Annotated in this window: 13 protein-coding genes; 2 read left to right on the plus strand and 11 right to left on the minus strand. The window is 51.2% G+C overall.

Going from position 1 to position 20,866, the window contains the following annotated elements:
* The first annotated feature begins 18 nt into the window (after positions 1-18).
* Together Psch_RS15245 and Psch_RS15250 are read left to right on the plus strand one after the other, a co-directional pair.
* Positions 19-510 (plus strand): GNAT family N-acetyltransferase, encoded by a 492-nt coding sequence (locus tag Psch_RS15245; protein WP_190258675.1) that lies wholly within the window; start codon positions 19-21, stop codon positions 508-510.
* Positions 511-812: 302 nt separating this feature from the next.
* Entirely contained in the window at positions 813-2,006 is a 1,194-nt protein-coding gene (locus Psch_RS15250; RefSeq protein WP_190258676.1) for an NAD(P)/FAD-dependent oxidoreductase, read from the plus strand.
* A 48-nt stretch (positions 2,007-2,054) separates the two neighbouring features.
* Here the strand turns inward: Psch_RS15250 and Psch_RS15255 are convergent, their stop codons facing one another.
* The 11 genes from Psch_RS15255 to Psch_RS15305 all read right to left on the minus strand — a co-directional run bounded on the left by Psch_RS15255 (position 2,055) and on the right by Psch_RS15305 (position 20,823).
* Positions 2,055-2,801 carry a DUF364 domain-containing protein gene (locus Psch_RS15255; RefSeq protein WP_190258677.1) on the minus strand — a complete coding sequence of 249 codons (747 nt, stop codon included), beginning with the start codon at positions 2,799-2,801 and terminating at the stop codon, positions 2,055-2,057.
* A 23-nt stretch (positions 2,802-2,824) separates the two neighbouring features.
* Positions 2,825-3,370: an FmdE family protein gene (locus tag Psch_RS15260; RefSeq protein WP_190258678.1), complete on the minus strand. Its 546-nt coding sequence runs from the start codon at positions 3,368-3,370 to the stop codon at positions 2,825-2,827.
* Between the two features lie 5 nt (positions 3,371-3,375).
* Positions 3,376-4,179 carry a tRNA (N6-threonylcarbamoyladenosine(37)-N6)-methyltransferase TrmO gene (tsaA, locus tag Psch_RS15265; protein ID WP_190258679.1) on the minus strand — a complete coding sequence of 268 codons (804 nt, stop codon included), beginning with the start codon at positions 4,177-4,179 and terminating at the stop codon, positions 3,376-3,378.
* The gene (locus Psch_RS15270) at positions 4,140-5,990 is read right to left on the minus strand and encodes a radical SAM protein (protein ID WP_190258680.1); all 1,851 of its coding nucleotides are present in this window, start codon (positions 5,988-5,990) and stop codon (positions 4,140-4,142) included. Before Psch_RS15270 ends, tsaA begins: the two co-directional genes overlap by 40 nt.
* Positions 5,980-6,609 (minus strand): class I SAM-dependent methyltransferase, encoded by a 630-nt coding sequence (locus Psch_RS15275; protein ID WP_243124145.1) that lies wholly within the window; start codon positions 6,607-6,609, stop codon positions 5,980-5,982. Before Psch_RS15275 ends, Psch_RS15270 begins: the two co-directional genes overlap by 11 nt.
* 95 nt (positions 6,610-6,704) lie before the next feature.
* On the minus strand, positions 6,705-7,805 hold the full coding sequence (locus tag Psch_RS15280; protein ID WP_206663782.1) for an ABC transporter substrate-binding protein: 1,101 nt from the start codon (positions 7,803-7,805) through the stop codon (positions 6,705-6,707).
* 81 nt (positions 7,806-7,886) lie between these two features.
* Positions 7,887-8,690, minus strand: coding sequence for an ABC transporter ATP-binding protein (locus Psch_RS15285; RefSeq protein ID WP_427910107.1), 804 nt, complete (start codon positions 8,688-8,690; stop codon positions 7,887-7,889).
* Positions 8,690-9,688 carry a FecCD family ABC transporter permease gene (locus tag Psch_RS15290; protein WP_190258683.1) on the minus strand — a complete coding sequence of 333 codons (999 nt, stop codon included), beginning with the start codon at positions 9,686-9,688 and terminating at the stop codon, positions 8,690-8,692. The genes Psch_RS15285 and Psch_RS15290 overlap by 1 nt, the downstream gene beginning before the upstream one ends.
* A 593-nt stretch (positions 9,689-10,281) precedes the next feature.
* Positions 10,282-18,618 carry a glycoside hydrolase family 94 protein gene (locus Psch_RS15295; protein ID WP_243124146.1) on the minus strand — a complete coding sequence of 2,779 codons (8,337 nt, stop codon included), beginning with the start codon at positions 18,616-18,618 and terminating at the stop codon, positions 10,282-10,284.
* A 368-nt stretch (positions 18,619-18,986) separates the two neighbouring features.
* On the minus strand, positions 18,987-19,874 hold the full coding sequence (locus Psch_RS15300; protein ID WP_190258684.1) for a hypothetical protein: 888 nt from the start codon (positions 19,872-19,874) through the stop codon (positions 18,987-18,989).
* 172 nt (positions 19,875-20,046) lie between these two features.
* Positions 20,047-20,823: a dimethylarginine dimethylaminohydrolase family protein gene (locus Psch_RS15305; RefSeq protein WP_190258685.1), complete on the minus strand. Its 777-nt coding sequence runs from the start codon at positions 20,821-20,823 to the stop codon at positions 20,047-20,049.
* Between the last annotated feature and the right edge of the window lie 43 nt (positions 20,824-20,866).

Below are 20,866 nucleotides of genomic sequence, written 5' to 3' on the forward strand. Positions count from 1 at the left end.
AGGATTGGGGGATTATAAATGTCATATTCTTTTGCTCCGCTCAATGATGAATATAGGAAGCCTGTTATCGATATTTTTAATTACTACATTGAAAACAGTTTTGCAGCTTTTCCCGAACAAAAACTAAGTTATAATTACTTTGACATGCTCCTCAATGCTACTGCCGGTTATCCAGCAATTGTTGCTGAAACTGAGGATGGGGAGGTTATTGGTTTTGCCTTGCTGCGTCCCTATCATCCAATGCCGGTCTTTAAAAGGGTTGCTGAAGTAACTTATTTTATTAAACCCGAACATACCGGGAAAGGGATCGGCCGTTCAATGCTGGAATACTTATCTGTAGAGGCCCAAAAGATTGGTATTGATTCGATCCTGGCATGCATATCCTCACTGAATGAAAATAGTTTAAACTTTCATCACCGGAATGGTTTCCAGCATTCCGGCACACTGTATAACATAGGTAGAAAATTCAACCGGGACTTCAGCGTTCATTTAATGCAAAAAACCATTTGACCGGTATCATATGAACCATGATTATTAATCACAAGGGATTCGTTGCATTCCCTTGGGGTCTTGTGCGAATGTATTCGCACCGACATTTTTCGTATTAACAAAGATAGATCAAAGGGCAGGCTTCAAGCCTGCCTTTTTACTTATGTTTTCATCCTTCAATTAAGCTTTGTCACGACGTGCAATAATTGTCGAATTGAGTATCTAAATGTTTTTATTCAGGCAGCAGGATTATCATATTAATTATTAGAAGCAATAACACTTATTGTCACTGTATTAAAAATTTGTCTAAACGAGGGTGTTATATGCTGCCACATCAACACTGCCAAATTCTAATGATAGGCGGCGGTACAGCCGGCCTCATAGTAGCCTCAAAATTAATCAAAAAGCTGCCTGCGGCCAGTATTGTCCTGCTCGACTCCGCCGACAAACACTATTACCAACCAGCATGGCTGTTTGCCAGTTCCGGAATTATGGCAAAAGAAAAGTCGGCCAGGAGCGAAAAATCACTGATCCCCAACGGGGTTCTTTTCCTGCAGGAAGCGGCAGAATTGTGTAATCCCGATGAAAATTATGTAATTACCAGCCAGGGCAAGAGAATCTTTTATGATTACCTGGCGCTTGCCCCGGGTATAACAGTCGATTGGGCCGGGGTTAAGGGGTTGGAGGGTTCTATCGGCAAAGATGGCGTTGTAAGCATATATTCCTATGAACAGCTGGATCAAACCTGGCAATCAATAAAAAATTTTCCGGGCGGCGCCGCTGTTTTTACTCTGCCCGCCACCCCGCTAAAATGCCCCTCGGCTCCGCAAAAAATAATGTACCTGGCGGAGGAATATTTTCACAAAACCGGTGTACGCAAGGATACCAACGTCATTTTTTTTACTGCCAAGGATAAGCTCTGTGAAATAAAAAAGTATGAAAGTACTCTCAAAAAAGTCATAGAAAGAAAAAATATCAAGATTTTCTTTAAGCATGACTTGGAGGAAGTTCGTCCTGACAAAAAAGAGGCAGTTTTCAAATCCCTGGTTACGGGAAGTAAAGAAACAATCAAATATGACTTGTTACATGTAACACCCTGCTTTCAGGCCCCGGTATTCTTGAAAAAAAGCCGGCTGACACAAAAAAACGGGTTGGTTGACGTTAACCCGTACACGCTGCAACATCAACGCTACAAAAACATTTTTGCCCTGGGTGACGCTGCGGATTTGCCCACCCCAAAGACGGGGGCGGCGGCCCGGCGACAAGCCAAGGTGGTTGCCGAAAACTTAATCCGCTTACTCTCTTCCGGGCAACCCGGCGCAAGCTACAACGGCTATACTTCCTGCCCCATTACAACCGGCTATGGCAAAGTTGTGCTCCTGGAGTATGACTATGATAAAAAGCCGCTGGAGACCTTTCCTTTTAACCAGGCAAAAGAGAGATACAGCATGTTTTTACTTGACCGGTATGTATTGCCTTATATGTACTGGAATTTCATGCTTCCCGGAAGAATATGACATTACTTATGATTATGATTGCCCGTTATTTAACTCGCAAGCGGACTGCTACAGCACGTCGTTTCTACTGATCCTGACCATTTGACCGCCGTTATTAAATATCTCCATCCTACCGCCTTCCTGCACGGTGCGCCAAAACCCGGAAGGCTCAACTACAACCAACCCGGCTAGCGTTTCAACACCGTACTTGAAGAAGATCGGCGACAATGGCGTACTGGGACCCACCAACACGGTCACGGCCCCGCGGCTTAACTCCAGCAGGCGGGGCAGGGTCTTGTTGATAAGAGATGTGGCGGTAATAAAGACAAAGTCCTGTTCACCCAACAGATATTCACAGGCTGGATCCGGAAAGTCACCGGGGTTTGGGTTGCGTTCCAAAATAGAAAACTGAGACACCTTGGCCAGCTCTTCCAAGCCGGGGAAGTGTCCGACCACGGCCACTTTTTTGCCCCGCACCTGCTCTATGTAGTGGGAAAAAGCGTTAGCATGTTCTTGAAAGGTCAAAGGATGACCAAGCAGCTTGGCGAGTTGCTCGGGCGTATTGAACGCCGCATTGATTGCCGCTAAGCCAACCATCGCCCTCAAGTTGTTCCAGGATTTTATATTTGACGCCAGCTCACGGAGGGAAACACCGGTAATTTTACCAAGGTTCAGGCGACCGGGCTCCTTGCGCATGGTCAGCGACACTCCCACCCCTCCGGAGCGGACCAAGGTCCAATACAGGCCGATCATACATTCAGTTGCCACCAGATCTTCCGGCACTGCCGCAATTAACTCGTCATAGATTTCCCACATTGCAAATTCTCCAATCTGACACTTTATATCCGCTTATAATAGGCCTCCCCGGCACAAGCGCGACACAGCACCCTGCCCTTAACCTTTTTTTCTCTTCCGTCCATAATACGCTCACGACAGTTCTCGCACTCGATCTTCAGGAGGGGCTTACCGGGCAAATCTTCCTTCGGTATATCCATAGATACATCCTGCACAGTAAAAACATCCGAATCCGGTATGTCCCTCCAAAACAACAAAGGATCTTCTCCGGGCGGCGGAAAATTACTGCCGGTAACAACCACCCTTACGCCCTGTTTTGTGGCCAAATCATAAAAAGTGGCCGCCATCTTGCCGTAGTCAACCCATTTCATGCGCCTCCTTCCCAGAGTACAGCCTGTTACCGCGTAAACAGCATCACTGACACAGCGGTCAACCTCGACATAAACAATTAAGTCCCTATATTCCAACGGGTTGTCAATTTTCAGCCTGTCAAGGGCCAGGTGGGCCATCCTTACGCCCAGTACGATTCCTGAACAGACATGTCCATGGTAATCAACTGCCACTTGTATATCCTCTGCCAAAGTGCGCATGCTACTCAATCCTTCCTTTCTTTTACTTCCAGGATATCCGCATCGGAAAGCGCCAAGAAATCTCCCTTCTCCAGCAGCTGCCGCGCTGTAATAATCAGAACTTTTCCCCCGCGGCGCCAGGTCGTGCGTCCTAGTGATGCGTCCGGGCGGTATGTAAAGCGGGGCGGGTTAGCCAGTCTGGCTCTGGACAGCCCCTGGATGGTGTCGGCCAGGCAAGGCGATCCTTCCACCGTAACATAGAGGTCAGGAGAATTCAGTTGCCCCAGCCGCTCTGTTGCAATCAGGGACATGCGCACTGCCAGCAGGAGATCAATACATTCCTCCTGGTGGTGCGCCAGGGCCTGTTTCAATAATATGCTCCTGTGCATCTCCCTATTTAACGGATAAATATGGGGCGTGCGCGGTGAAAAGATAATGTCATCTTCGAAGTACGGCTTGATATCCAGCACCGGTGTCCCGTCCACCGCGTCTAATCCAGTGACATATAGTCGCCTTCCCTCCACCCGGTCCAGTGTTACCAGGCTCAGGCCAATAGGGTTGGGGCGCGCCGGCGAGCGGAGCCCGAAAACACCGTACTCCGGCAGGTGATGATTTAACCTGCAGGGGGCGGCGGTCAGAGCGCGGCGATCCATTAGGTGAAACCAGCTCAAGATCCAAAAGTGCGAGTGTTCTCTAATCCTCAGGAGCGCTTCCTCATATTCCGGGTAGATCTCTATTGCAGCTTTTTCATGCGTATCAGAAGGCCGCTTGGGATCAGAATAACGGGATATCACAATGCCGATGGGCTTAAGGACAATGTTTGCCGGCAAGTCTCGCCCCCCTTTTTTAACATCTCCGGTTGTGTGTCCCACTTAAAGCTGCAGCTGGGCTTGCCAAAGGAGAGGTTGGTATCAGACAATGAAAACTCCATTCCGTAAAACTTATCATAGAACACCTTCGCTTCAGCAAGCACATCAAAATGAAATATGCCGGGATGGATGATGTTGGCTATAAACATCAGGCCCAGCACCCACCGGGGGCTGCCGAAGTCCCAGCAGGGCGCCGGTAAATTATATATCCTTTTATTCTTTACTGCCTCCACATCTAAGCAGGCTTTGAGGCATTCTTCGTAAAAATCATCAACCGGTGAAGACATAAAAGACGAGATGAAAATAATTTCAGGATTGAGCGCTTCCAGCTGCTCAAGGGTAATCGACATGCCCGGTCGCCCTTCGCAGTCTATTTCCCTGTTGACACTGGTACCGCCTGCCGTTTCTACCAGCTGGTTTTCCAGGCGGCCTCCCTTGATGCAAAAATTGGGTTTTCCCATGGCGTAATACACCCGTGGTTTCCTGTCTACTGTACGCAGGCCGCTCTCAATGAGCAACAATTTTTCTTCCAAATACTTAGCCAGCGCTTCAGCTTTATCCTCTAACCCAATAAGGCCGCCAAAATGCCGGATGGTTTTGATATATGCCCGGGGAGTCCGGATGTCATCGTGAAATTTACCCAGGTTGTTGTTGCAAAGCACATCCTCCCAAATTCGCACAACCTTTTGTTGCTCCCTTACCCCCATAGCAATTAGTATAGCTTCCATCATTTCCAAAGCCCTGGTAAAAGGGTATCCCCCCTGAAAATCTCCTTCCTGGTAAACTTTTTTTGCCACAAATCCCTTAATATTTAACTCACGCCCGCATCGCGGGCAGCAATTTTTTTCACCCAACCCAAGTCCTGCAGGCTTAAGTTTTGCCCCCATCGGCCCGTAGAAATCCCGTTTTAATATCAACTCACCGCAGCCGGGACATAATGTGTTAAGATATTCGGCCCCGGGGGAATTAAATAAATACACATAATTTAGTTTTTCTCTGAGCATGTCCCGCAGGCCTTCGGCCTTGCGTATTGATTCCTCTAAAGCCAGTTCGGCTCCCTCCACAGGTATAAACCTCATCACCTGCAATGGTATATCTGCTGAAATATTTGCCAGGTAATCAGCCAGAATAAGGATCTCTTGATTATGCCCCTTGCTGCAAATACAGGATACTTCCACATGCACACCGCTCTGGTAAAACCTTTCGATGTTCCTCAAAACCGGCGCCGGCGTGTCCCCTCCACATCTGCTATAAGCCTCTCCGGACATCCCCTTCACACCTATATTGACAAAATCAAGGAGCTTAATGATTTTGTCCAAGGATGCTTCGGTAAAATAACCGTTGGAGGAACAGCCAACCAGAAGGCCGCGCGCTTTGGCAGCTTCAGCAACATTGATAAAGGTTAGAAAGGACGCCAAGGGGTCGTTCATTAAAAAGGTAATTCCGATACAATCGTTTCTGACGGCCTCGTCCACGACCTGCTCCGGGGACAGATGATGAAACGCCCGGCTGGCCGGATCCATTTCCTTGACAATGGCTGCTGAAATACAGCCATCGCAATTAAAATTACAGCCAGCCGTACTAATCTGGAGGAATTTTCCTCCCGGATAAAAGTGCAATAAAGGCATTGTTTCTATGGAAATAGGACAGATAATCAGGTACCTGTCCGGATACAGCTCTACGATTTCCCGCCCTATTCTGCTGTATAGCCCGCATGCGCCCGTACCCGCTTCCGGCAGCAGGCAGCCCCTTTCACAAATATTACAACGCATTAGCCTCTCTCCTTATGGTTACCCATAAACCTGTTTCATTTCTGGCCGCATCATAGGAGGGTATGCCCGACTGCTGCAATGCGCTTCTATAACGCGCCAGGTTATCATCACTATTATGATTTTTCGTCCTGCCCCGCCATTCCAGGTCTCTTCTCCGCATCTCGGCAGCCACCTGCTCTTTGAGTTCATTTGAGCCAAAGCCGCCGCCAATAAAAGCTATACCACCCGGCTTGAGCACCCGGTATATTTCCTGGAAAGCCTTGCAGTGGTCTTTCCAAAAAAACACCGACCCCCGGCTCATGGCCAGGTCAATCGACCCATCTTCCAGGGGGATCTCCTGGACATCCCCCCAAAGGGTCTGCACCTTGTCTTGCACACCCCGGCTGACAATGTTTTGGGAGGCTATTTGCAGCATTTCCTGCGACTGGTCAAACAAATAAACCTTAAAATCCGTAATCCCGGCCATTGCGATGCCCAGATAGCCACCGCCACAGCCAATATCCAGGCATGTCCCCCTGGCCTTGCCTGATTTTTCTTTAATTTGAGATGCAAGGACCGGATAAACCGGAGCAAACACCTCCCGGGCGATTTTATCGAACTCCGGCACGTTCATTTCCATTAATCTACACCCCCAAATACTGCTCTCTTTTCATGCAAGGTTCATGCTTGCGCCGAGCGTCGGACAATAATCGAAGTTTGAAGATGGATTACTAGTTAATTTACTGTTAGCCCTGAATTCTTCAGCAATTCCCTGGCGTCAGCATCCGATAGATCAACATGATAGAACAACGAATAAAAATTCTTTACTTCGCTGACCATATCCACCTTATAAATATCCGGGTATAGGGTTGCCGCCAGCCATTTCAAGCCCAGGAACCGGTTGACCGAAGGCGGACGATCAAACCAGTTGAACGGGTAATTCGGTATCTCATATACTTTATTGTTTTTAACGGCATTGATATTTGCCCAATCCTGGCTTGTCCGGATAAGATCATAAGCGCCTCCGGCATCCGCGCCCCAGGCCAAAATGACATCAGGATTCCATTTTAAGACTTGTTCCATGGATACACTGCTCATGCCGCTGCCGCCTTTGGCCTCAACTTGAGCAACGTTATTTCCATTGACCAGATCAAGAACAAGGGCATGGCTTCCGCCCTTAGGCTCTGTGGCAAGTCCTTTGGGCCCTTCGGCATAATATACTTTTGCTCTCTTTTCTTCAGGTATTGCTTGAGTTGCTTCCGTAACCTCATTCATAGTCTTATTGCAATAAGACGCAAGTTCTTTAGCCTTGTCTCCAACTCCGAGGAGCTGTCCAATAAAAGTATAAGCCTTTTCCGTACTCTTGATATCCCCGTCCACAACAATCACCGGAATGTTAAGCTGTTCCTGGAGTTTGTCCGCGTCACTTTTTGTGGTATCGGTAAGGGCATCGGGTCCAACTGCGAATATGACATCCGGTTTGGCCTTAAGCAGTTCTTCGGTGTTAATCTTACCGTTCATTTGCAATCCACCCAGGAAGGGAAGAGAGTGATATTTGTCAGGTATGTATTTCTTTTCTTTATCCGTTAACTGCATAGACCATCCAACCATCTTATCCGGAGCAAGGGAATAGATCATGATCATACCCAGAGGGCTTGTATAATAGCACTTATTGATTTGGGTAGGAATGGTTACCGACCTTCCGGCATGATCGGTAATGGTTTGTGTCGTCGATTGCTGGGATACGCTCTTGTCGCCACAACCCGTAAAAAGGCTACAGATCATGACTGAAAGGATGAACAGAAAAGCAATTGCAAAATTCCTGGTCTTTATCATTTCGCACATCACCCCTTTAGAATTTTCTAACAAAGTTAAGCTAAGCTGTTGCCCTGAATGCATGGCAAGCAAGCACTTTGGCTACGCGCTCATACAAATCTCTGAAGGCTTAGGGACAGGAACGCAAACACAGATTGTTCTCTCATCCGGCAGCTTGAACTTACCAATTCTCACCTCCGTATCATACATATCTCTCATCGAGTCTTCAGAAATCACATCTTGGGGGAGACCAATCTTTAATAATCTGCCTTTTTTTAGAGTTACCACTTTATCGGCACAGAAAAGCGCATGCCCCGGATCATGAGTGACCATCAGGATGCTTATTCCTTTCCGGGAAAGCAGTCGCACATGTTCAAGCACGACATTCTGCTTACCAAAATCCAGGCTTATTGTGGGTTCATCCATAATCAGTATTTTTGGTTGCTGCGCCAAAGCCCGCGCAATCAGGACCAGCTGTCTTTCCCCACCGCTGAGCTTGGTATAAATTTTATCTTTTAAGTGAGTAATGTTTAGTTTGGCTAAAGACTCATAGGCAATTTCTTCGTCTTTTTTATTTGGCAGGGCGAGGCTGGATAAATGAGCCGTCCTTCCCATAAGGACAACGTCGAAAACCTTATAGGGGAAAGGCGGGGTATGCGCTTGCGGAATATAGCCCATCACTTGAGCCAGTTTCTTAGGAGATAATTTTTGCACGTCTTCACCATCGATCCGGACGGAACCGGCAGAAGGGGTCAACAGTCCGAGGATATTTTTAAGCAGGGTCGTCTTGCCACAGCCGTTTGGACCCAACACACACACCAGTTCACCTGCTTCAACCATGAAAGAGATCTCATGAAGTATTCTGCTTTGGTCATAGCAATAAGAAACACTCTCAACTTCCAGCACTACTTCCATCCCCTTACATTTTTTTTAAAAATAAAGATAAAGAAGGGCACACCGATTAAGGAGGTGAGAATACCCAGGGGGACCTCGACTGAACCAAGGCAGCGGGCCACATCATCAATCAGCAATAAATAAGTTGCGCCGACGATAAACGTCACCGGCATGAGAACTCTATAGTTGGGACCGACGATGGCACGGGCCAGGTGGGGAATAACCAGGCCGATCCATCCGACCATGCCACAGATGGAGACTGATGCGGCTGTCACCAAAGTCGAACTGATAATGACAATTAACCTGAGTTTTTTGGTATTAATCCCAAGCGCCCGGGCCTCTTCTTCGCCGAACGCAAGCACATTTAATCTCCACCGGACAAGAAAAAGGGAGGTGAAGCCTATCAACATAGGGATTAAAACCATTATGAGATCCCTTTTATTCACAGAAGATAGACTCCCCATCAGCCAGAAGGTAATGGCCGGGAGTTTATCGTTGGCATCGGCAAAATACTTCAATACCCCTGTACCTGAGGAAAAAAGAGTACTAATGAGGATTCCGCCAAGTACCAGACCCAGTATGGGGTCATAATCCAGTTTGACATTGATCAAATAGGCCAAAAACACAGCGGCAAGTCCGAAAAGAAAGGCCGAAACCTGAATGATCAACCCGGATTGTGAAAGATAAATCGCCAGGCAAGCTCCAAATCCGGCACCCGCTGAAGCGCCTAAAATATCCGGGGAGACCAAAGGATTTTTGAACATCCCTTGATAGGCCGCCCCTGCTGTAGACAAGGCTGCCCCTACCAGCATACCGGCAAAAATACGCGGCAACCTGATATTAAAGACGACAGTTTCCAGATTCGTTTCCATTACGCTGCCAAAATAATGGCCGTATAAGGTTAACATGAGCTGCGGGATTGAAATGGCATAACGTCCAATTGCAAAGGAAAATAAAAAGGCTGTGACCGGCAGTAAAATCAGGATTAATTTCTTCAGCGATGAATGCATATTTTCTGTCCACCATATGGTAATACTTCATCTTGAATTTATTAGCTCTAAAAATTTTTATAGCTTTCTTTTACTCATAAAAGCACCAGTCCGTTGATATTTTACAGCCTGAATTGCGGCCGCCACAGCCAAGGCGATCCCGGCCGTCCTTTTGCCTCCAAGACCAAGCTCTAATGGGATGTATTCTGTCGATAAGTTTCTCTGATATGTTGAGCGGCTCCAAATACAAATATAAAAAGCTGCACTAAGAGAGCGCAGCTAAACGAACTCAATTCGTTTGAGTACTACCCCTTATTTTTTCTACATTTTTTCTCTTTGTTTTCGTTATGCATTCGAGACTCAAATAAACAAAACGAGGCAAAACAAAGCACCCTTTTGATTTGAATATCATGTTATATATATTATAGTATAGTTACGAGGCGATCCAGTGTCAAGAAGTAAAATGATTAGAAGCCACCCACCATTACAAAACGAAATAAAACGCAATAACGGTTCACAGAAACCACACCGCGACCTCAAAGCCCCGGGACTCGTATCTGTGTGTATTGCGCTATGGGCATGCTCGCGAGCGAAAATATAACGAAGGGAGTTGATTACAACACCAGCACGACCTGATGGACCTGCCCGTCGTCTCGCAATTCAACGTAACAGCCCTCCTTCAACTCTTGTTCCTGAAACGCAGCTTCCCGCCCGTCAATTTGCAGTGCGGACGCTCCGCCGGACCGGCGCGACGGGTTTTTGACAGTAATCTGGTAACGTGCGCTGCCATAACGGTAGCTTACGGAAAACTCCCTCCATGCGCCGGGAATACAGGGGCAAATGTACAGCCGTTGGCCGCGGCGGCGCAGGCCGAGGATCCACTCCACTCCCGCCTGATACATCCACCCTGCCGCGCCGGTATACCACGTCCAGCCGGCGCGTCCCCGGTGCGGCTCCACTGTGTAAACATCTGCCGCTATGACGTAGGGTTCGCCGCCGTACTGCCGCGCTTCATGAATCGTGCGCGTATGATTGAGCGGGTTTAACAGCTCAAACAATTCAAAAGCCTCTTCTCCCCTGCCAAGCCGGCACCAGGCGATAATGCTCCAGATGGCGCCGTGTGTATACTGGGCGCCGTTCTCCCGGATGCCGGGCGGATAACCCTGAATATAGCCCGGAGCCGGCTCCGTATGATCAAAAGGCGGCGTCAAGAGGCGCGCGACGGATAGTTCCCGGTCCACCAGTTCGCGGTCGAAGGATCGCATCGCCTGCAGCGCCTTCTCTTGCGGCGCCGCTCCGGAGATGACCGACCAGGACTGGGCAATGGCGTCGATGCGGCATTCCTCATTGTAAATAGAACCCAGCCAAAGGCCTTCGTCGGTGAAGGCGCGCCGGTACCATTGCCCGTCCCAGGCGTGTTTTTCCAGTGAGGAGACCAGCTGGGCGCATACACCCCGGTAACGTTCCGCCCGCTCCAAATCGCCGCGCTGCCGGCACAAACCTGCAAACCGGTTCAGCACGTCATAGAGGAACCAGCCGAGCCACACACTTTCGCCGCGACCCTTAGCGCCTACACGGCTCAAACCGTCGTTCCAATCGCCGGTTCCGATCAGCGGCAGCCCGTGTTCACCGAAGCGTTGCAGCGCCCTGTCCATTGCGCGCAGGCAGTGCTCAAAAACAGAGCCGCTCTGGGTAGAGCCTTGCGTCGGCTCATAGCGTTCGGCTTCACCCTCCGGCAATGGTTCACTATATAGATACTGCGCCTCCTCGTCCAGTATACTGCCGTCCCCCGTATGCTCAACATAACGTCCAACGGTATACGGCAGCCACAGCAAATCATCGGAGAAACGCGTGCGGATGCCGCGCTGCGTCTCTTCATGCCACCAGTGCTGCACGTCTCCTTCCTGATATTGATGGGCGCAGTGCAGTAAAATTTGCTTTCTCACCAGGTCGGGGCGGGTGTGCAGGAGCGCCAGAGCATCCTGCAATTGATCGCGAAAGCCGTACGCGCCTCCCGCCTGGTAAAAAGCCGCTCGCGCCCACATTCTGCAGACCAGGGTCTGGTATAAAAGCCAGCCGTTTAACAGTACATCCAGCTCCGGGCTGGGTGTGACAACCTTAACCTGGTCCAAAACATCCTCCCAGAATGCCCGCACGTGTTCAAAGGCCTGGTCGCAAACACGAGGTTGGCGGTATTTTTGCGCCAGCTGCACGGCTGCCTCCCGGGAATGTTCGCAACCGAGCAGGATGTATAATGTCCGTTCGCCGCCGGGCTCCAGGATGAGCTTGGACTGCACCGCGCCGCAGGCGTCATAAAGAGCTCCGGTTTGGCCTGACAGGCGCTCCCGGCTCAAAGCCGCGGGACTTTCCAGGGTTCCGTTGCGGCCGAGAAATTCGTTTCGGTCTGCCGTCCAGGACAGATCGTATACCCCGGTGGAATTCTGATCCTCTTGCGGATAAGCGCCTAAAAAGGCATGCGCTCCTCGAAATGTTTCCTGATATGCGTTGCGCGCCAGCATGGTTTGGGCCTCTTCATCCCACTCGGTGATGATGAAAGATGCGCCTCCCTGGCGACGCACACCCAACACCCACTCCGCATAATAAGTGATGGAAAGGCTCCTTCGCCCGGCGCTTCTGTTTTGCAATTGCAATTTGACCACCTTGACCGGGTCGTCAAGGGGCACAAAAACGGTCATTTCCTCCCATACACCGTGTCTCTCGTGACCAAAGCAGGTGAAGCCGCGGCCGTGGGTAACGGTGTAAGGCTGGTCTTTGGCTGCGGTAGACGGCGTGGCGGACCATAGTTCACCGCTCTCTTCGTCCCTCAGATAACACGCCTCACCCGGCGGGTCTAGTACAGGATCGTTTGACCAGGGAGTCAGCTTAAACTCACGGCTGTTTCGCCACCAGGTGTAACCCATACCGAGTTCTGAAACCAGACAGCCAAAACGCGGATTGGCGATGACGTTGCTCCATGGCGCAGGCAGGTAATTGCCGTTTTTGAGCAAGATCTGATACTCCCGGCCGTCCGCCGTAAATCCACCCCAACCGTTAAAGAACAGCAGCCGGCGCTCCTCTTCCGGGATAGGCGCGGCAAACCTGTTTAACGGCGCTGCCGGAGTGAAGGGGGACGGTAAGACGTCAGCCCGCCGGGGCAGTCTGGACTGCGCCCTGAGGCTGGGGCCGTCTGCCCGCAAAACAACACGGGCTGTTGCCATGAGAAGCGTTCTGTCCTCCTCCGGAAGCTGGCCGGCATTGATGATAAAGACACCGCCGGCTCCGGCGCAATGACGGTCAACGCCATGCTCCACCGCCCGCCGCAGGGTTTCCTGCAAATCCTGTTGGTAACCACCCGCCGATTCGTTTAAAATGACCAGGTCGAAAAACAACCCAAGGCGGCGTAAATACTCGTGACCGGTCAAGAGTTTGACTAAAAACTGCATATTGGCCCGGTCCTTAATCCTTACCAGGAGCACCGGAATATCTCCGGAAATTCCATGCGCCCAGAGGCCGGACTGCCCTTTTACGTTGACGGTGATACCTAGCTTTCGCTCCTGACTCAGCGGCGGGGTATATAATATCCGGCCCGCCAGCGTTTGGAAAACCGTAGCTTCGGCGGCTGTCAGGCGCAGGTGCCTGAGCTCGATTTGACTGCGATTCCAGGCCAGTTGAAAGGTCCGTTCAACCACCAGCTCTCCAGAAAAACGGCTGACAATGTCGAGCGCTTCTTCCCTTGTGCCTGCCAGGGCTGTGACAGCGAACAGCTGCGCTTGTGCGCCAGGTTCGATGCTTAACCGCCGCCGCATCACAAAAGCGGGATCAGCCACAGAGCCCACCGTGCCATGCAGGCGGGAACGGATTCCCTGCGGCTGTGCCAGCGTATGGCCCCGGCCGATAAAGCACGCCCGGTTGGTCTCGTATTCCACCGGACCAATACTCCGGCCTGTAACCATTAGCGAATGCGCCGCCCATAACGGCTTCTCGTCTTCCCGGCGTGGCCTGCGCCGGGCTAAGAGACACTGGGGCTCCTCCACATAGGCCGTTTTGATGAACAATTTGCTGAAGGCCGGGTGCGCGTCGTCGGCGCCGGGAGGCGCCAGGGCCAGTTCCTGAAACGTGGTAACTTCGATAATCCGCGCTTCAAGCCCGGTGTTGGTTAGTGTCAGCCTGCGTACTTCCGCATTCCATTCCGGGGACACGCAGATTTCAAGGCTCGTCTGCACATCCCCGTCCACACGCATGAAGGTGGCCCGGTCAAGAGAGAATTGCGCCCGCTGTTGTGCAGAACGCACCCGGCACGGCTGAAACGACGGCGACCATACCTTGTCAAGCGTAACGTCACGGATATACAAGTAGCTCCCCCAGTTGTCCCGCACCGGATCTTCCTGCCAGCGCGAGACAGCCAGGCCTTCGTACCGGATAAGCCCGCTGCCGCTGTTGGTCAAAATGGTCGTCAAGGTCCCGTTGGACAGGATACAAACCTCCGGCGCAGGCGTGTCCACGCTGAGGAATTCGCGGACACCACCTGTCACCGCCGGCCCCGGCTCAGGAGCATGCGCGCAGCTCATGGCGGGATGTTTCATGATTGTTGGCCGTGGCGGAATACGTTCCTGCAGCAGCAGTTCCGCCGCCTGCACGCGCCTGTCACGGTGAAAGCGTTCGTATATTTTTTGCGGCGTCAGCAGGTTGGCGAGGGCCAGCAGGCTCATGCCCTGGTGATGGGCCATGAAACTCCGGATGACTACGCTACCCTGCTCCCTGGGCAGCCGCTCGGAGGTGAAATCTATGGCTTCAAAGTAGCCGTATGCGCCACGGGCGCCTAGCTCCTCCAGTTTGCGCAGATCCTCCAGCCCTTGACGCATATTAAATGGTAAGGCCAGGATGGTCGCGTACGGCGCCACAACCAAATCCTGTTCGAGTCCGCGCTTGAAGCCGAGGCCGGGGACGCCAAACGCCCTGTACTGGTAGTTCATCCGGTAATCAAAAGCGTAGTAGCCGGATTCGGAGATTCCAAACGGGACCCCTCTTTGGTGCGCGTATGCGATTTGCCGCCGGACAACGGCACGGTAGGTGCTGTCCCAGACGGTGTTCCGGTAGGTACGCAAGAATAGCCAGGGCATTAAATATTCAAACATGGTGCCGGACCACGAGAGCAGCGTGACTCGCCGCCCTACCCTGGTCATGGTCCGCCCAAGCGCATGCCAGTGAGATACGGACACTTGACCGAGGGCGATAGCAATAAAGCTTGAGAGTCTCGCTTCTGACGCCGCGAGGTCATACAGGATCTGGTCAGTTTCACGCAGCCCGGTATGGTAGCCCAGAGAGAACAATTTGGCTTGATGATTGTAGAGCGGGCGGAAATCTGTCCCGCTAACCAGCGCCTCGATCCGGTCGATCAGCCTTTGTCCGCGCCTGTGCCAATCCTTTCCGGCACATTCTGACGAATCCTTCAGATCAGGCGCCAGTTCCACGGCGAAGGCGACATCCAATGCTTCCAAATGCTTGATGCTCGCCCGTTCGGAACCCCGCTGACCGGACCCGGCAGGGTCCGACCGGAGCCATTCCGCCAGCCCCTCTTTGACTGTCATCAAACAGCCGACAAAGTTGCCGGAATCCACCGTTGACACATACTTTGGAGGCAGCGGTTCGAGAGTTGCCGTGTCGTACCAGTTGTAAAGATGGCCCTTCCACTGCTCCATTCGCTCTACCGTACTGATTGTCCGCTCCAAGCGCTCCACCAGGCCGGGTGTATCAATAAAGCCGAAATCCCGGGCAGCCAGCGCGCAGGCAAGATAAAGCCCGATGTTGGTGGGCGAAGTGCGGTGGGCGATCCCGTTAGGCGGCTCAAATTGCACGTTATCAGGCGGCAGCCAGTGATCTGTTTCAGTAACGTAGTCCTCGAAGAAAGCCCAAATCTGTTCCGCCAATTTGCGCAGTTCCGCCTCCTCAGCCGCCGCCGGCGGGCGCTCCGGCCGCTGCGCCGGCCGGTCCATCCAGCGTACTAAAAGCGGCGCCGCTGCCCAGCCGGCGCAAAGCGTCCAAAGCGCCCACCGCAGCGCCGGAACGGCAGCGGTGGCCGCTGCCAGCGCCTGGAGGATTATCAGCGCGTAACCTCCAGACATGCCCAGCAGCGCCGGATAGCGCCCAACACGGCTGCGCCGTTCAACTTCCGCGGCGCTGACCCATTCGAGCAAATGGCGTTTTGTTACAAACAAGCGGTACAGGGTCCTGCCGATGGCGTCCAGCAACAGAACGCTTTGAAACGGCAGAGTAATAATGGTTACTAAAACTTGACCGGCTGTCGCCAAAAGGCTCTTGGGACGCCAGAACGTCTTTCTAATCGCCACCAATTGGCGGAATAGCGGCAAAAACAAGGTAGCCAACACAACAGCAAGCCAGCGCCCGGGAGAACCCGGCAACACGCTTACACCAAACAGCAGCAGCGCCAACAGGACCGGCGGAAGCAAGCTGCGCCGCAGGTTGTCAATCATCTGCCAGCGGGTGAAAGGAGATAAGTCAACCGCCCTAAGCATGCCCTTCCGGTCGCGAACACGGCGCCACAGCCATGGAAGCAATTGCCAGTCACCGCGCACCCAGCGGTGCATCCTCTTTTGATAAGCGCTGAACGTTGCCGGGTGCTCATCGATTAATTCGATATCCGACAAGAGGCCCGCGCGTAAAAATCCACCTTCCAGCAAATCGTGGCTGAGCACACGGTTTTCCGGGATACGTTCACACAGAACCTTCGCAAAGGCCTCAACATCGAAGATTCCCTTACCTGTAAAAATACCCTGCCCCAACCCGTCCTGGTATGGATCGGAGACGGCAAAGGCATACGGGTCGATGCCCGGATCGGCCGACCAAAGGCTTGCAAATCGCGAGCGTAAAGAAGCCCCGTGGCTAATGCCGATGTGCGGCTGCAGCACGCCGTAGCCCTCCACCACCCGGGTCTGCGTGCGGTTTAACCGTGGCCGGTTGTAGGGCAAATGCATGGTACCAATCATCCGCTGCGCGCTGCCCAGCGGCAGTTGCGTATCCGCGTCAAGGGTGATGATGTAGCGAATGCCCGGCAGGACGGAGCTGTCCCCTGCTATCAGGTCATAAGTCGTACCGGCCCGTCCTTTAAGCAGATCTACAAATTCCACCAATTTACCGCGCTTGCGCTCCCAACCCATCCATACTCCCTCGGACGGGTTCCATAACCTGCGGCGCTGAAAGAGGTGAAAGGTACTCCCGCCAGGGAGGGCGTACCTGCAGTTTAACTCCTCTATGCCGGCCCGGGCGGCGTCAAGGACGGCGGCATCCTCCGGCAGTTTCTCCGATGCCGCGTCAACCAGATCCCCCAGGAGGGCGAAGTGAATATTTGCGTCGCGGTTGGCCAGGTAATGCAGTTCCAGCCGGGCCACCATTTCCTGCACTTCTCTGACTGAGGACCAGATGACAGGTATGACGACCATAGTGGCAGCCTCAGATGGAACCCCGCGCGAGAAATCGTATCTCAACAGCGGCTGTGGCTGCCTGACGCACCCGATAAGCCAGTGGACCGCGGTTATTGCCCACTCACTCGCAGGCAACGACAGCGCAATCACTATCAACCCCCACTGAGCTGTCGAAAAGCTCGCGCCCTCTCCTATCCACACTGCAAAACCGAACAGGGCTATCGAGAACAATCCAGCAAGGATGGTAAAATACGTGCCGGTGGCGCGACGCAAAACTCCTATTTCCGGCAAATAACGGGTGGCGCTGCCGCACACTTTCAGCGAACGCTGCAGTTCTTTGATCCCGTCAGGTTCGAGCAGGTAGTATGAGACAAAGGCATGGCGGGGCAATTCTTCTAAATGCGCCGGACAGCCGCCAGCCCCACCCGCCTGCGCTCGATCCGCAGAGACCGGCCCGCACCCCTTGGCCGCAAGCTCGACAGCGTGCTGCGCGACCAGGTTTTCCGGCACACGCAAGCGGCGGGCCAATTTTTCAACCTTCCTTCGCAATACGTCACGGCTTGAAAAATCAAGCAGGAGGTAGACACCTGCGCTTTCTTCGCAAAGCGTCCTCTCAACCATGCAAATCTGCTCGAACCGGTCTTGCCAGTTAAGGCGCGATATTTTTCGCAGGCTGCCGATCAGGTTGCCTGTTGTAACTTGATAGGCAGCCTGTAGCTGAAACTCGTAAGAGACGATTTGATCAAGGCTCTCGGGGCCATTTTCCAGTTTGCACATCAGCCATTCCCGCACGGTGGCCGAATCCTCCGCCCACTCGCGCAGGCTCCTGATCAGATTGACGACCAGCGGGCCGGAGAGCGGCATCTCTTGCCCCGCTGCTTCAAGCGCTTCATTAAGCAGATCCGGACTCAACTTCGACGGCTCTATGCGCGACAATAACCGTTCGACTAACACGCACACCTCTCGTCTTTCGCGAACCAGCTCCATGACTTCGGCCAGGCGCCGGATTAAGGCAATGCGTAAGATTAGCGGGATCGCCCATACCTCGGCAATGGTTAAAATAGATACTTCCTGGTACGAATTGGTATATGAAACCAGTGCGTCCTCGTCCAGCAGCCCGTCCACATGTTCAAGATAATCGGCACAGATAGACAGCATCCTAGCCTTGCCGGATTTGCGCAGGTGCGGCAAATCCCGTAAAAATTTACCGGAGAGCTGGCGCCGGATGACCAATACCTGTTCTTCGATAAACTCAGCATGGTCAAGCAGCCATTCTTCAGCGGGCTGGGAGCAGCTTGCGGAGCCGTCCTGCAAAGAGCGTATCAAGGCGCGCAATTCTTTTACATCTGCATAAAAATCACGCCAGAGGCGATTGGATGGCCTGCGTCTCAGGTATGGATCATGGGTCAAAGCAATTTCATGAGCTTTTTGTTGGAGTTGTTCAGTATTTAAAATCAGAAGGTCCCCCCGAAGAGAATCAAAAATTGCAAGGGAATCCAGGATCATTGCCATTGGAGATGAAACCGGAAACAGTTTAAATATTTCCCTTTTGGAGAATAATTATTTATCTTCAACTAATGAAAAACAAAGAAAGGGACGGCATTCGGCAAAAGCAAGCCGAACACCGTCCCTTTAATAAACAAATTCCTCGGATTATATGGTTAAAAGCTATATGATCCCTGTCGTGTCATTAAATACCCAAACACAGCGATAAGAACTATCAAAACTCCAGAAAAAACCCATGACGCTATAGCCACAATTTCCCGATGGGAGCCACAAACAAGCCAAGTGCTATGGCTTGCGACATTAGGCTCGTGACTATTGAGAACACACGCCCAAGGGCGATAAAAGCTCCTTTCACATGGTAAGCAATGTTGGAATTATTGTAATTCTTTGATAACGTTATCACGGTATTTCTCTACTTCATTGGTTAGCTTATAGTTGTTATCTTTTAGCAAATCCAAATATCCACCTAAAGTCTTGAGAAACTCGCTGTTGCCCGCATTGGCGGCCGCATTTTCATAAACCTCCCTGGCCTTGGGATCCAAAGCCTTTGATTCATAGCTGAAAAGCGGAGTATTGTTTAAGCCATACAGGGTGAAAGTAAGGTATTTTTTATATAGTTCCCTGACTTCATCAACTTTCATGGAATCCTTGTATGCGTTAATGAACTCCTCCTGGTTTAACGCCCTCCTGAGGACCTCATCCCAACCAATAACAAGAGCTGCGTCTTTAGCCGGAACTTGATCAGATTCTTCAGCCATGATATCAATATAGTCTTTCATATCGGGAGTTACAAAGGCGCTAAACTTTTTATAGAAACTGTAATCAATAATTGGGAAGAACATACCTTCGGCAGTTTCCACCTTGTAGCCGCTGTTTTTTGTGCTGGCTAATAGTTCTTTCAGCTCATTGTCTTTAACATCCGCTTGCGCAGTAATAGATTTATACTCAGTATTTATTTTGCTTTGTATGGCGTCTTCAGCAAACATGCTTTCAAACTGCGGAAGTTTTTTCTGCTGTATTTTTTCGAACTCATCTACCAGCTTTGAAGCATCTTCTTTTGAGACGCTTGCAATGTTGTTGTTTATGAAATTGGCGACTTCTTCCACGCCGGCATCCTCTTGCGTGAGTATTTGGAAGTCATTCATTACCGTATTAGCTTTCGGTTCTGCCGGTGGTTTGGGTTCAGTCTGTTTTTTCGCAGTACATCCGGCGGCAACAACAACTAATAAGCAAAGTATGATGGGAGTCAGTTTTTTGAACAATTCAAAGACCTCCTTATTAATGGGAAAGAGGTATGCCACCTTTCCTCACCAATTAGACGATTGATGAAGTGAGGCGGTTCATGTTTAATTCATGGCAATTAGAGTTGGCAGGCTGGAAGCCGGCCAAAAAAGAACCTCCCATTCAGAGGTTCTCTCTCCCAAGCCCTATTGGTTAAAATATGATTGACAGGCACGTCAGGCCCCCGTTTCCTTTCCTGAATTCTGAAATGTCCACCTCGACCGTGGCAAACCCTTCTTTTTCAATACACTCCCTGGTACGGGGGTAACCGCCGGGGACCACAACCTTGCCGTTGACTGCCAGACAATTGGCGCTATAGGCTTCTTCCCCGGAGACAATAACTTTTCTGTATCCGGAAAAGATATTATGGTCAAAGTGGCCGGGGGCCATTATAACACAGCCATCCCCAAGGTAAGTGCAGACTGTTTTAAGATGCAGGGTTCCCTTGATTTCAACCGGTATGACCTCGTAGCCATTGTCCGCAACCAGGGCTTTAACCTGTGCAACCGCATGCTGGTTGGTGCGTTCGGACAGTCCGATGTATAGTTTGTTGTTAATTCTCAGTACATCCCCCCCGTCGATAAAACCGGGAGATGTAATTTCTCTTGTAGTTTTATAACTTGCAAGCAGCTTCTTGACTGCAGCCGTTTCCAAAACCCTTGATGGGGCTTGCATACGGGTGATAATCGCAGTTTCGCCCGCTACGATGGTTGTATCTTCAACAAAGCAACAGTCAGGCAATCTATCGTCGGCATCCACTTGCAGCAATGTCAACCCCAATTGCTGCAAGGTTTGACAGTACCGCCGGTGCTGTTCCCTGGTTAGTTGAATATCGATCCTGCCATTATTGCCCTTTGGCTTGATACACTGGTCATAATTACCGGATACGCCGCGGACAACGGCAAAATGAACTTCTTTAGCATTAATCAATGTTTGCATCTTCCTTTTTATTTGAGTTTAAGATTCAAAAGTC

It is taken from the genome of Pelotomaculum schinkii (assembly GCF_004369205.1).
Lineage (GTDB): Bacteria > Bacillota > Desulfotomaculia > Desulfotomaculales > Pelotomaculaceae > Pelotomaculum_C > Pelotomaculum_C schinkii.